The sequence below is a fragment of the Streptomyces sp. NPDC001480 genome, assembly GCF_042894725.1.
Taxonomy (GTDB): Bacteria; Actinomycetota; Actinomycetes; order Streptomycetales; family Streptomycetaceae; genus Streptomyces.
Genome location: NZ_JBIAVX010000001.1, coordinates 105,991 through 118,167, shown reverse-complemented (window position 1 = coordinate 118,167; position 12,177 = coordinate 105,991). Strand labels below are relative to the sequence as shown.

The 12,177-nt window shown below is 74.4% G+C and carries 9 protein-coding genes; 3 read left to right on the top strand and 6 right to left on the bottom strand.

Annotation, left to right across the window (positions count from 1 at the left end; all coding sequences use genetic code 11):
• Positions 1 to 123 precede the first annotated feature (123 nt).
• The 3 genes from ACFY01_RS00560 (at position 124) to ACFY01_RS00550 (ending at position 2,222) form a co-directional block, all read left to right on the top strand.
• The gene (locus tag ACFY01_RS00560) at positions 124 to 927 is read left to right on the top strand and encodes a peptidoglycan-binding protein (protein ID WP_390733406.1); all 804 of its coding nucleotides are present in this window, start codon (positions 124 to 126) and stop codon (positions 925 to 927) included.
• Between the two features lie 30 nt (positions 928 to 957).
• Positions 958 to 1,440 carry a flavin reductase family protein gene (locus ACFY01_RS00555; RefSeq protein ID WP_390733405.1) on the top strand — a complete coding sequence of 161 codons (483 nt, stop codon included), beginning with the start codon at positions 958 to 960 and terminating at the stop codon, positions 1,438 to 1,440.
• A gap of 146 nt (positions 1,441 to 1,586) precedes the next feature.
• Positions 1,587 to 2,222 carry a LuxR C-terminal-related transcriptional regulator gene (locus ACFY01_RS00550; RefSeq protein ID WP_390733404.1) on the top strand — a complete coding sequence of 212 codons (636 nt, stop codon included), beginning with the start codon at positions 1,587 to 1,589 and terminating at the stop codon, positions 2,220 to 2,222.
• A gap of 421 nt (positions 2,223 to 2,643) precedes the next feature.
• Here the strand turns inward: ACFY01_RS00550 and ACFY01_RS00545 are convergent, their stop codons facing one another.
• From ACFY01_RS00545 to ACFY01_RS00520, 6 genes are all read right to left on the bottom strand, one after another.
• Positions 2,644 to 5,103 (bottom strand): SpoIIE family protein phosphatase, encoded by a 2,460-nt coding sequence (locus tag ACFY01_RS00545; protein WP_390733403.1) that lies wholly within the window; start codon positions 5,101 to 5,103, stop codon positions 2,644 to 2,646.
• A gap of 195 nt (positions 5,104 to 5,298) precedes the next feature.
• Positions 5,299 to 5,679, bottom strand: coding sequence for a hypothetical protein (locus ACFY01_RS00540; RefSeq protein WP_390733402.1), 381 nt, complete (start codon positions 5,677 to 5,679; stop codon positions 5,299 to 5,301).
• Between the two features lie 403 nt (positions 5,680 to 6,082).
• Positions 6,083 to 7,012, bottom strand: coding sequence for a MurR/RpiR family transcriptional regulator (locus tag ACFY01_RS00535; RefSeq protein WP_390733401.1), 930 nt, complete (start codon positions 7,010 to 7,012; stop codon positions 6,083 to 6,085).
• Between the two features lie 134 nt (positions 7,013 to 7,146).
• A complete protein-coding gene (locus tag ACFY01_RS00530; protein WP_390734012.1) occupies positions 7,147 to 8,850 on the bottom strand; it encodes a phospholipid carrier-dependent glycosyltransferase in 1,704 nt (567 codons plus the stop codon).
• Positions 8,851 to 8,946: 96 nt separating this feature from the next.
• On the bottom strand, positions 8,947 to 10,881 hold the full coding sequence (locus ACFY01_RS00525) for a phosphatase PAP2 family protein (RefSeq protein ID WP_390733400.1): 1,935 nt from the start codon (positions 10,879 to 10,881) through the stop codon (positions 8,947 to 8,949).
• A gap of 184 nt (positions 10,882 to 11,065) precedes the next feature.
• The gene (locus ACFY01_RS00520; RefSeq protein ID WP_390733399.1) at positions 11,066 to 11,974 is read right to left on the bottom strand and encodes an N-acetylglucosamine kinase; all 909 of its coding nucleotides are present in this window, start codon (positions 11,972 to 11,974) and stop codon (positions 11,066 to 11,068) included.
• Positions 11,975 to 12,177 lie beyond the last annotated feature (203 nt).

Here is a 12,177-nt window from a genome sequence, read left to right as displayed (position 1 = left end):
ACGTGAACGTAGCACTCGTCCGGGTCTCATGGCACTCAGTGCGGCTTCGGGGGAACTGAGTGCTTTCTGAACTCCGGGGGCGGTGCGTGCGTATCTCTGCTCGGGGACGGAAGGAGAGCGCTTGTGTCGACACCGCACGATCAGGGCGGGCCGAGCCGTGGCCCGGTCCTCGAACCCATCCGCGTCCTGCGTCCCCGCCGGCTCGACGCGCTCGCCGAGCTGATGCGGGAGATGGAGCAGGACGCGGCCCGGCCGGAGACCTCGCCGGGGCCGTCCGGCTCGGACGACTTCGCGGGTCCGTCGGCCACCGGTGCCTCCGCGCGCCCGTCCAGCGCGGACGACTTCGCGGATCCGTCCGGCCCGGAGGACTGGGCGGGGCCGCCCGTCGAGGACGACACCCAGGAACTGCCCCGCGTCGCCGACAAGGCGCGGGCCGACGCCCCGCCCGGGCGGTCGCGGTCCGCCGCGCGTCGCACCGGCGCCTTCGGATTCGGCCCGGGGCTGCGCCGCGCGGCCGTCGTAATCGCCGTCACCGCGGCCGCGCTGGTCGGCTTCGCCTGCGCCCTGCTGCTGCCCGGCCGCCAGGACACCGCCTCCGCCGCGCAGCCCTCCGCGCCGGCCACCTCCGCCGCCCCCGCCAAGTCGGCCGGCACCGCGCCCACCGCCGTCGGCACCGCCGACCCCGACGGTGCCGGCACGCTCCGCGAGGGCGACAGCGGCCCCGAGGTCACCGAACTGGAGCAACGCCTGCTGCGCGTCCCGGACGTCTACCGCGGCGGCTCCACCAGCGGCACCTATGACGCCGAACTCACCGCGGCGGTGGCCCGCTTCCAGCTCTGGTACGGCATCAGCGGCGACGAGACCGGCGTCTACGGCAACGACACCCGCCGCTCCCTGGAGTCCCGTACCAGCCTCACCACCGGGTGAGGCGGGGGCGACCGGGGGCACCCGTGGGGCATGACGGACCTCGATGTGTTCACCCGCCGGCTCGACCCGGACATGTGCGTGGTCACGGCCGCGGCGGGCGGGGAGCGCTCGGGCTGTCTGGTCGGGTTCTCCTCGCAGTGCTCGCTCGACCCCGTGCGGTTCGTGGTGTGGCTGTCCAAGGTCAACCACACCTACCGGGTCGCCCTCGACGCCGAGTGCCTCGCCGTCCACCTGCTGACCCGCGAGCAGTACGAGGTGGCGGCCCTGTTCGGCGGGGAGACCGGCGACCGGGTCGACAAGTTCGCCCGCGTGCCCTGGACGCCGGGCCACGGCGGAGCGGTCGTCCTCCAGGACGTGGCGGCCTGGTTCGTCGGCACCGTGGTGGGGCGCGTCGACGGCGGGGACCACGTCGGCTTCCTCCTCGACCCCGTGCGGTGGGGCGAGCGGCGCGCGGGGAGCCTGCTGCGACTCGGCGACGCGCTTGCCATCGAACCGGGTCACCCGGTGGACTGACCCGGCCCGGCACCCGCTCGTACCGGCACCCCACGACGACGACCACGGACCCTGCCCCGTCCCCCGGACGGGTCAGTCCGGCGCGCCCGCTCCGAGCTTCCGCCCCACGCTGAGGGCAGGACGTCCGCGCGAGATCGGAGATGCCCATGAGCGGTGGCCTCCGGGCCGCGGGGGCGGGACCGGCCACGCGCGTGCGCATCGCGGTCATCGGAGACTGCCCGGTCTTCCGGCACGGCGTCTCCCACCTGGTGGCGACCGCGCCCGATCTCCGGCTGGTCGTCACCGTGCCCTCGATCGAGGTCGCGAACGGTGATCTGCGGGGCGCGGAAGTGGTCCTCATGGACCTCCAGGAGCCCCCCGCCGCACTCACCGCGGCCGTGGCGGACCTGCGGGAGCGGGGGCACGCCGTCATCGTCGTGTCCTCGTCGCCGCAGATCGACGCCGTCCGGGTGATCCGGGCGGGTGCCAGCGGCTATCTGAGCCGGCACGCCGAGGGGGAGGAGCTGCTGACGGCGATCCGGTGCGTGGGTTCGGGCCGCGGCTACGTGTCCGTGCCCGCCGGCCACCTGCTCAGGACGTCCCCCCATTTCACGGACCGGGAGCGGGAGGTGCTCGGCCTCCTCGCGGGCGGCGCGACGGACCAGGAGATCGCCCGCCGGCTCTCCATCAGCACCCACACCGTCCACTCCCACCTCGACCGCATCGGCGAGAAGACAGGTTCCCGGCGCAGATCCGACCTGACCCGCCTGGCGATCGAACACGGCCTGACCGACCGGGGCTGATCCTCTCGGACGCCCGAGGCTGACTCCGGGCTCGTCGTCCGCCCGCCGTCCGGCAAGCCACGGCGGGCCGGGTGAGGCCCGGGTCGAGGCTCTCGCCGGGCCGTTCGCCCCTGCCCCGGCCGGCGGCGGCCGGTCACGGGGTCCGCCCGCCGTCCTTCACGCCGGAGGCCGTGTGAGTCGGCACTCGTATGCTCGGTGCGCAGACCTCGTCGCGCACCGAATCCGGGCTCGTCGTCCGCCCGCCGTCCGGCAAGCCACGGCGGGCCGGGCGAGGCCCGGGTCGAGGCTCTCGCCGGGCCGTTCGCCCCTGCCCCGGCCGGCGGCGGCCGGTCACGCGGTCCGCTCGCCGTTCTTCACGCCGGGGGCGTCGGTCGGTCCTGGTCCGGCCGGCGCTCGGCTCCCGTCGGCCGGGCGTCGTGGCTCAGGTCGTGTCGGGCGGTACCCGTATGTCCAGTACGCATACGTCGTCGCGTCGTTCGCCCTCCAGCATCGAGGTGAGGAGGGACTCCAGGGCGCCGGGTCCGTCGGTGTCCTGGGCGAGGACGGCCGCGGCCAGTCGGGCGAGGCCCGCGTCGATGCCCTCGCCGGGCCGTTCGACCAGGCCGTCGGTGTACAGGAGCAGGCGGTCGCCCGGTTCCAGGCGGCACTCGGCGGCGTGGTACGCGGGCGAGGCGGACGCGCCGAGCAGCATGCCGTCGGGCCGGTCGAGGAAGCGGGCCTCGCCCCCGCGCAGCAGCAGCGGCGGCGGATGACCCGCCTGGGCCCAGGCCAGCCGGCGCCCCTCGGGCTCATAGCGGGCCAGGACCATGGTCGCGGTGCCGTGGCTGTCCCGGGAGTGCAGCAACAGCATGTTCAGCCGGGCCAGCGCACCGGTCAGCGACGAACCCGTGCTGACCATGCCCTTCGCGGTGAAGCGGAGCTGGGCCATGGTGGCGACGGCGCCGATGCCGTGCCCCGCCACGTCGCCGACCACGAACAGCGCGTTGCGGTCGGGCAGTTCGATGGCGCTGAACCAGTCGCCGCCGACGTGGATCTCCGACTGTGCGGGCACATAGGCCACGTCGACCCGCAGCCCGGCCAGCTGGACCGGCTTGCTCGGCAGCGGCAGCAGCGCGTGCTGGAGCCGGACGGCCATCGCCCGTTCCGCCTGGAGGATGCCGCGCTGCATCAGCACCGCCCGCTCGCTCTCCACCAGCGCCAGTTCGGCGCTGCGCTGTGCGGTGAGGTCCTGGACGAACCCGTGCACCTCGACGGGGGTGCCGTCCTGGTCCGCCACCGCCTCGGCGACCGCCCGCAGGTGCCGGACCCCCGACGCGGTCCTGATCCGGAACGGCACGTCGAACGGACGTCCGTCGCGGACGATGCCGGTGACGGCACGCGAGACGGCGGCGGCGTCCTCCGGCAGCACCAGATCCGGCAGGTGCTCCAGGGCGACGGGGCCGCGTGCGGGGTCCCGGCCGAGGACGGAGTACGCCTGGACCGACCACAGGGCCTCGTAGGTCACCAGGTTCCAGTTCGCCCAGCCGAGCTTGCCGAGCCGCTGCACGTCCGCCAGCCGCTGCTCCTGGCGCTCGGAGGGGTCGTGCCGGATCCAGCTGACCACCAGCCCGTCGCCCAGCCGTGCGGCCCGCACCGAGTAGGTGACGGTCTGCGGCACCTCGGCCGTCATCTCCTGGTACGCGAAAGGCTCACCCTCGTACGGTTCCCCGGTCGTGAGCGCCGAGAGGTACCCCTGCCACAGGGGCTCGCCCGCGACGGACGGGTAGCACTCCAGGATGCGCAGGCCGATCAGCTCGCGTCCGGTGCGCTCCAGGACGTCGATCGAGTCCGGGGTCGCGGCGTCGATGCGGTAGTCCTCCACGTCGCCCGACGGTGAACGCAGCGGGGTGAGCAGGACCGCCGCGCCCGGGAGCACGTCGAACACGGCCTGCACGGCGTCGGCGACGCTCGGGGTGGCATCCTCCCGGGGCGAGTCGAAGGCGCGCAGCCGTCCGGCGCATAGCCGGGCCACGGCCAGCAGGAACTCGCGGGTGCGGGGCGCGAAGGGTTCATCGCGTCCGCGCAGCACCCCGAGCGCCACATCGGCCGTCTGCCCGGTCGACACGGGCAGCCAGGCACGAGACCGCCACCGCTCGGGCGGGTCCCCCATCAGCAGGTAGCGCGACCGGTCCGCGGCCAGGTCTTCCAGCCAGCACGGCTCCCGGTTCTGCAGGGCGTGCAGCGGGGCGACTCCGTCGAGCGGAGGGACCCGGTGCCACTGGGCGGCCAGGGTGTCGCCCACACCGGCGTGCCCGATCAGTTCGAGCCCGCCCTCCGGCAGCCGCCTGAAGAGCAGTACGGCGTCGGCCCCCACCTCCGGCCCGAGCCCCTCCAGCAGGCGCACCGCGAGCTCCTGCGGCGTGCCCACCCGCACCAGCGCCTTGCCGAGCCGTCCCAGCGCCTCGGAACGGTCGTCGGGCCCGGCGGCCGGCAGAGCGGCGCCGGTCCGGACCGGGACAGCGGTGACCGCCCGGGCCGCCGGGGCCGGGTCCTTCCCGTCATCCGCGGCCGCCACCGCGCGCGGCCCCGTGTGCCCGGCCGAGCGCGCCGCGTCGTCGAAGTCTTCCAGTGGCGGCATCAAGGCGCCGAGGGTCAGCCAGCACTCCTCGATGAGGGTGCGGCTCCCGGCCTTGGCGCGGTGGACGAGTTCCTCGTGGGCATGGTCGGGCGAGCAGCCGGTGAGCGCCATCAGGGCGCCCTTGGCCCGCTCCACGACGGCCGACGTAGCCGCCAGGTCCTGGAGCCGGTCCATCTCCGCGCGCTGCCTGGCCACGATCCTGGCCAGCGCCGCCAGGTCGGGGACGCCGCCGGTCTGCGGGGGAGGCGCGGGCTCGCTCGTCACGCGAACGAGCATTGCACACCGGAGCCGGTCGGATCACACCTGCGGCGGACCGGAGTTCCCGCGGCCGTGCGCCCGAGGGGGCGCGCTGGTGTGCCCGGGGCGGACGGCGGCCCGCGGGGCGAGCGGGCGATCGAGCGCCCGGTACGGGCCGGCGTGTCCGTCGTGCCTGGTCAGCGGCCGGTGCTGTGCGCCTGGTCAGCGGCCGGTGCTGTGCCCGACCAGCGCCTCGGTGACCGCCCGGACGCTGCGGGCGATGTGCTGGAGCTGGAGCACCTCGGCCGCGTACATCTTGATCGTGTGCTCGATGACCGACTCGGGCAGGCCCAGCGTGGGCAGTTCGGCGCGCGCGGTCTGGAGCGCGGTCCGGGCCACCCGGATCTCGTGCTGGACCTGGATCTGGGCGTGCCGGGCGAGCAGCACGGGGTGGCGCATCAGCACCGGGTAGCTGCCGTAGCGGGCCGGGACCAGCTCGCGCAGCCACCTGGCCGCCGAGCGCTCCCAGTCGTAGCTGCCGGGCGTCTTGACCTGGCAGGGCCAGTCCGGGCGGGTGCGCGTGGTCGTGAGGGTCATGGTCATCGCTTCCGGGTGTGCGGCGTCGTGAGGGGTGGTCCGACGGGGGTGGGCGGCCCCGGCCTAGGGGATGACCGGGGCCGCCAGGGGCGCTCGTGCAGGAGACGCCCGATCGAACATCCCTGGCGCCGACGCGGGTAGGGGACGGCGGCTGGGGATGTCCGTGCAGGGGCCCCGGACGTCGGTTCGCCGGCGCGGCGTGCGGGCTTGCGTGCGCATGGGCGGTCCGTCGGCTTTCTCGGGGCACGTGCGAGGTGAGTCCTTGGGTGCGGAACGGTCCCGGAGTCGGCCGGGTGCGATCCGTGAGCAGTATTTATATATGCCGTCGGCTTTGCAAGACGTATGAAAACATTCATGCGCGCTTTGAGGTGAATGATCCCTCTACGACCCCCGCTCACGGGGGCCTTGGTCAGTCCTTGAGAAAGAACTGGTGCTGGTCGGCGACCTGCTCGTACTCCTCCAGCCGCGCCTGGGTGCGCTCGGGGTCGGCGTCGGTCATGGCCTGGAGCAGCGCGGCGGCCAGCAGCCCCGGGGCGGCGTAGGAGTCGAAGACCAGCCGGGAACCGGTGCCCGTGGCGAAGGCGACGTCGGCCTCGTCGACCAGCGGTCCGAGCGCGAGGTCCGTGATCAGGGCGACCTTCAGGCCGGCCCCGCGCGCCACCCGGATCGCGGTCAGCGTCTCCTGCGCGTGCCGGGGCATGCCGAAGGCCAGCACCCATGTCCCACCGGCCTCGCGCGACTGGAGCAGCGCGTCGAAGGCGACGCTGCCGCCCCGGGTCACCAGCCGTACGTCGGGGTGGATACGGCGTGCGGCGTAGGCGAAGTACTCGGCCAGGGAGACGGAGATGCGCATGCCCACCACGGTCAGCGGCGTGGACCGGGACAGCTCGCGCCCGACCTGGATCACCCGGCCGGGATCGGCGAAGTCCCGCCGCAGGTTCTCCAGGTTCTGGATCTCGGCGTCGACGGCCGCCTGGAGTTCGTTGCTGCGGTTCTCCTCGGCCGCGACCGGGCCGCCGGCGAGGGTGCCCAGCGCGATCGACTGGAGCTTCTCCCGCAGCGCCGGGTAGCCGCTGAAGCCGACCGCGGCGGCGAACCGCGTCACGGACGGCTGGCTCACACCGACCCGGTCGGCGAGGTCGGTGATCGACAGGAACGCGGCTTCGGTGATGTTCTCGATGAGGTACTGGGCGATACGGCGCTGCCCGGGCGACAGCCGGGGGCCGTCGAAGAGTTCGCGGAGCCGGGAGGTCGGGGACGCGTCGGCCTCCGGGACGGCCTTGCCCGAGGTCGAGGTGATCGCGGATGCCTGCGCGCGTGCCTGCTGGGGCGATGGCACCGGTGCGCCTCCTTTGTCTCCCACGAAGCTCAACATAGCTCACGGACCGTGGTGACCAGGGCTTGCGCGGCAACAACAGCCCCTCCCGCACAGCGAATACACAACTCGTGCGGGACGGCCGGCGCCGGCCGCGGTCACCGCCGGTAGATGGTGATCGAATGACCGACGTCGTCGATCGGGCGGCTGCTGTCGATCAGTTCGGCCAGTCGCCCGCGCGCCTTGGCGACCGACGAGTCGGACACCACGAGCAGCCCGTGCACCTCGCTCGGCGGCACCCGGCGCGGATCGGCGGCGTGGATGCCGTAGTACGCGGGCACCCCGGCGCCCTTGTACACGAGCCAGACCCGCTCGCCCCGATAGCGGTGCGCCAGCCGGTCGGCGAGCCGCCCCAGGTCCTGCCCCCAGTCCACGTTGGAGTCGTGCAGCCGCAGATGCGTCTTCGCCGGCCCGCCGAACACCTCGTTGGAGTACGGCAGGTAGTACGGGAACGTCCGCACGGAACTCACCGCGACGAACAGCACCAGCGCCCCCGTCACCACGGGCGCCCACCGCCATCGCACCGCGAGCAGACAGGCCGCCCCGACCGCCAGGAACATCGGCACGAACACGGCGTAGCGGGTGCCGAAGTCGCGTGAGCCGGTCATCGCCGCGGCCAGCAGCACGGCGGGCGGCAGCAGCACGTACGGCGCCGCGGGCCGCAGCCTGCGCACCCGCAGGACGGCCACCGATCCGGCCGCCCACAGCGCCAGCATGCCGAGCGGGGTCTTCACCAGCAGGGCGGCCGGGAGGTAGTACCAGAGCGAACCGGTATAGAGCCGTCCGAACAGATAGCCCTGCCACGGGCGGTCCTCGAAGGCGAACTGCACGAGCATCCCGTCCCGGTACGCGCGCGGGAACGGCAGCAGCCCGGCCAGGCGCCCGCGCAGCCCGTGGACGACCGGCACAGGGTCGGCGGGCGCGAAGCGCAGCCGCGGGTCGACGGCCAGATAGCTCACCCACACGACGGCGATCGCGGCGACCGCCACGACGGCCGCTCCGGCCAGCCCGCGCACCAGGGCCCGGCGGCGATCGGCCCCGGCCCGCCGGTACACGGTCAGGACGGCCAGCAGCATCAGCACCGGTATCGCCGGCAGCGCGCTCATCTTGGTCGCCAAGGCCGCCCCGAGCGCCGCCCCCGCGAGCGGCAGGTACAGCCGGGGCCCGCGCCGCGCCCGCCACACCAGCCACGCCGAGGTCAGCACGAACCCGGCGGCCGGCACGTCGAGGGTGGCCAGCGAGCCGTGCGCGATCACATCGGGGGAGAAGGCGTACAGCGCGAGGGCCGCCAGGCCCCCCACCGTACCGACGACCTCGCGGGCGAAGGCGAGGACGACCAGCCCGAACAGCAGGGTCAGCACGATCACCGGCAGCCGGGCCCACAGCATCAGCCGCCAGGGGTCGTTGCCGGACTCGTAGAGCAGATGGCGGCCCACCTCGCCCTGGTCACCGTGGTACGAGGCGTCGTAGCGCGGGTCGGCCACCGCGATCCCCGCCATGATCACCAGCTTGCCGAGCGGCGGGTGCTCGGGGTTGTAGCGCACGCGGTGCTCGCGCAGGTAGTCGGTGGCGGTGCCCACGTACACCGGCTCGTCGATCGTGGGCGTCTGCCGCGCGGCCGTCGTCACCATCGCGCCGGCCATCTGCGCGAGCAGCAGCGCCACCAGCAGCGGCACCAGCCACCGCCGGTGGCGGCGCAGGCCGGCGGTCAGCCGCGCCCGGGCCGGCAGCGCCGCCCGTGGCGCCGGACCGGCCGGGTCGGGGGCCTCCGGTGCGAGGACCGAGTGCTGTTCGCGTGTCATCGTCCGCCCCGCGGTGTCCCGCGCCGGCCGGTGGCGGGAGCGGTCGGAGGGCCGCCTCATGGCCCTACTCTCGCATCGCCCCCGCCACCGGGCGCGTCACCGCCTCACGAGTCGTACCGACAGACCGTCTGCCGTATACAGCGGTACGGCGCGCAGCCGGTCGGAGTTCACCTCGACGCGGTCGAACTGGCCGCGCAGCCGCGGTACGTCGATCACCGGCACCGTGCTGCCCGCGGCGGGCGGCCGCTCGGCGTCCAGGCTCAGCGACAGCACGCTGCCCCGGCCCAGCACCGCCCGCCGCTGCACCGCCAGCGGCGCCTTGCGGCCCGCGCGCAGGGTGACCTCCAGGGTGCCGGAGTCCTGGCCGTACTGGCCGCGCACCCGCACCCGCTCGGCCACCCGCAGCGTGCCGTCGGCGACCCGCAGGTCACCGTGCCCGAGGGCGTCCTGCGAACCCGCCACCAGCGTGCCCGCCGCCAGCACGGTCCCGCCCGAGTACCGGTTGCGGCCCGTCAGGGTGAGCGTGCCGGTGCCCCGCTTGGTCAGGCCGCCGCGCCCGTCGATGTCGTTGCGCCAGCTGTCGGCCGCCGAGAAGCCCCCGGCGGCCGTGTCGAGGGTGACGCTCACGTCGGAGTCGAAGGCGCCGTAGCCGTCCGCCGCGGCGAACAGGTTCAGCCGGCCCCACTGCTCGAAGCCGTCGAGCAGGACGTACCCGGCGGGCAGTCCGGTGGTGCGCAGCACCTCGCGCCGCTGCGCCGCGTCCAGGTACGGCAGCCGGGTCTCCAGCAGCACCTCCGCGCCCTTGGGCACGGTGAGCGGCGCGCCGTGGCCCTGCCGGGTCAGGACGTAGGTCAGCCGGGGCGTGACCGCGCGGGCGTTGGCGGCCCGGTCGGCGTACGGGTCGGTGTCGCGGCCGGCCGCGTGGGCGTAGGAGTACAGGGTGTCGGCGTCCGTGCCGGTCCGCTGCTCGAAGTACGCCAGCGCCTGGGCCCGCGCGGCCTGCTTGAGGGCCGCGTTGGCCGGGTCCGCGAGGGTCGCGGCGGCCAGCGCGGTGGCCATGATCCGGCCGCCGATGACGTCGACGGTGGAGTGCATGCCCGCCATGATCCGGGTGTGGCTCAGCTCGAAGGCACGGGTCACCAGCTCCTGGAAGCGCTCCGGCACCGCGTACGCCAGCGCCAGGCCCGCCAGGTGGAAGGCGTTGGTGTGGCCGCTGGGGAAGCCGCCGTCGTCGGTGGGGGAGGTGCCGCGCTGGCGCAGCAGCTGCGGGGCGACGACCACATCGGAGTCGTACACCGGGTAGCCGAGCGCGTCGGTCCGCCCCGTGTCCACGACCTCGCTGTCCTCGTTCATGCGCCATGGCCGGGGGTACTGGTAGGCGTACTTGGCCGGGTTGCCGGAGGCGTACGGGCCGCGCACGGTGTCGACCAGCTCGGCCACCTTGCCCAGCTCCGAGTCGTGGGAGCCCGCGCCGAGCGCGGAGCCGGCCGGGGCGCCGGCGGGCACGGCGTCGCTGACGGTGGTCGCGGGGGTGCCGTCGGGCGCGCTGGTGATCGAGGTGACCGCCTTGGCGCCCGTCCTGTACAGGCCGGCCAGCGGGCCGAGGCCCGCGATCATCGCGTAGCTCTGGTGCTGCCGGTCGTAGACGAACGCCTCCTTCGCCTCGGCGTCCGTGCGCGCCTTCGTGATCCGGGCGCAGTAGCGCATGTTGGCGCGCAGCACCTCGGGCCGCAGCACGGCGCCGGTGTTCCACGCGGAGCCGGTCTTCCACACCTGGGCGAACCCGCCGAGGATCCGGACCACCGCGTTGGTGTCGGGGGTGAGGTTCGCCGGGACGTTGGACTTGTAGTCGTCGACGAACGCCGCGGGCGCGGTGGCGGCCTTGGCGTCGGCGGCGGCCAGCCAGCCGGCGAACGTGGGCGCGGTCAGCACGCCCGCCGAGGCGCCGAGCGAGGTCTTGAGGAACCCGCGCCGGCCGACGGCGCGTCCGCGGGCCGGCGAGGGGGAGCGGTGCCCGGCTGATGACGGCATGCGTGTGCCTCTCTCTTGTGTTGTGCGGCCCTGCGGCCGTTGCCCGGCCTGTGGCCTGTGGTTCGCGCGGAGAAAGTCGAACAAGCGAAAGTTGAACAAGTGAAGATCTATGAGGAAGCCGTGTCCCGTCGGCGAGGCCCCGGCGGCCGGGACATGGCCCGCGGGTGAACGCGGGCGGCGCGGTTCACAGGAGCGAGCGCGCCAACGCCATCGCGCCCTCGACCGGGGGAACCCGGAGGGGACGCGGCCGGGCACCGGGGAGGGCTTCGGCGAGTGCGGCGGTGAAGGCGTCGTACAGCCGGGGCTGCGCGAGGACGGTGCTGCCCGCGATCACCACGTCGTCTGCGGCGACCCCGCGGGCGGAGAGCCGGACGACGAGCGCGGCGAGAGAGCGGCCACCGGCCGCGATCACGTCCCGGGCGAGGAGCGATCCGGCTTCGGCGGCGGCGAAGACGGCCGGGGCGTGCCGGCCCCACTCCGCGGAGACGTCGGAGGCGGCCTCCAGAGCCGCTCCGAGCGCCGGTACCTCCGCGACACCGAACGCCTCGACCAGTGCCGACGCCAGTGCGTCCGGTGCCTCGCCGCGGTCGTGCGCGGCCCAGAGGGCCCGCGCGGCCTCGCGCACGAGTCCGGCCGAGCCGCCCTCGTCGCCGAGCACCGCGCCCCAGCCGCCGACCTGCACGACGGAGCCGTCGGGGCGCCGGCCCACGGCCACCGAGCCGGTGCCGGCGACCAGGCCGACACCCTTGTCCAGGCCGGCGGCCGGGACGAGCAGCTCGGCGTCGCCGACGACCAGCGCGGGCGCGTCGAAGTGGCGGTGCAGCGCGATGCGTATCAGGTCGCACTGCCGTGGTGTCTCGCAGGCGTGCCCGCCCACGGCCACGGCGGACGGGCGCGCGCCCGTCGGCAGCGCGTCCGCGATCAGTGCGGCCAGCCATTCGGCGGCGGCCACGGGGTCGTGCGGCCGCCAGCCGCCGCTGGTGCGCACGTGGTCGGCGACCTGGCCCTCGCCCATGAAGGCGCGCAGCTGGGTCTTGGTGCCGCCCACGTCGATGCCGACCACGACAGGGCGTGAGAAGGGGGTGTCCTGCACGGAACCTCTTTCGTCGTTGCGCTGTGCTGCGACGGCGGGCGAACCGTGCCTGGGGGAACGGGAGTGGAAGGCCTCGGGAAGCCCCGGGACGGGCTTCTGACGGAACGCGGCCGGCGTGTGCCGCGGAAGTTCGTTAGGAAGTTTACTAACGAAGTAGAGTGCGTCAAGAGGCACGGAATCCCGGTGCCGACCAACCCTTGTGA

What these genes read in the sequence shown, in the direction of transcription:
- ACFY01_RS00555 (WP_390733405.1), top strand. Translation starts at nt 958, where the DNA reads ATGACGGACCTCGATGTGTTCACCCGCCGGCTCGACCCGGACATGTGC.
- ACFY01_RS00550 (WP_390733404.1), top strand. Translation starts at nt 1,587, where the DNA reads ATGAGCGGTGGCCTCCGGGCCGCGGGGGCGGGACCGGCCACGCGCGTG.
- ACFY01_RS00540 (WP_390733402.1), bottom strand. Translation starts at nt 5,679, where the DNA reads ATGACCATGACCCTCACGACCACGCGCACCCGCCCGGACTGGCCCTGC.
- ACFY01_RS00530 (WP_390734012.1), bottom strand. Translation starts at nt 8,850, where the DNA reads ATGACACGCGAACAGCACTCGGTCCTCGCACCGGAGGCCCCCGACCCG.
- ACFY01_RS00525 (WP_390733400.1), bottom strand. Translation starts at nt 10,881, where the DNA reads ATGCCGTCATCAGCCGGGCACCGCTCCCCCTCGCCGGCCCGCGGACGC.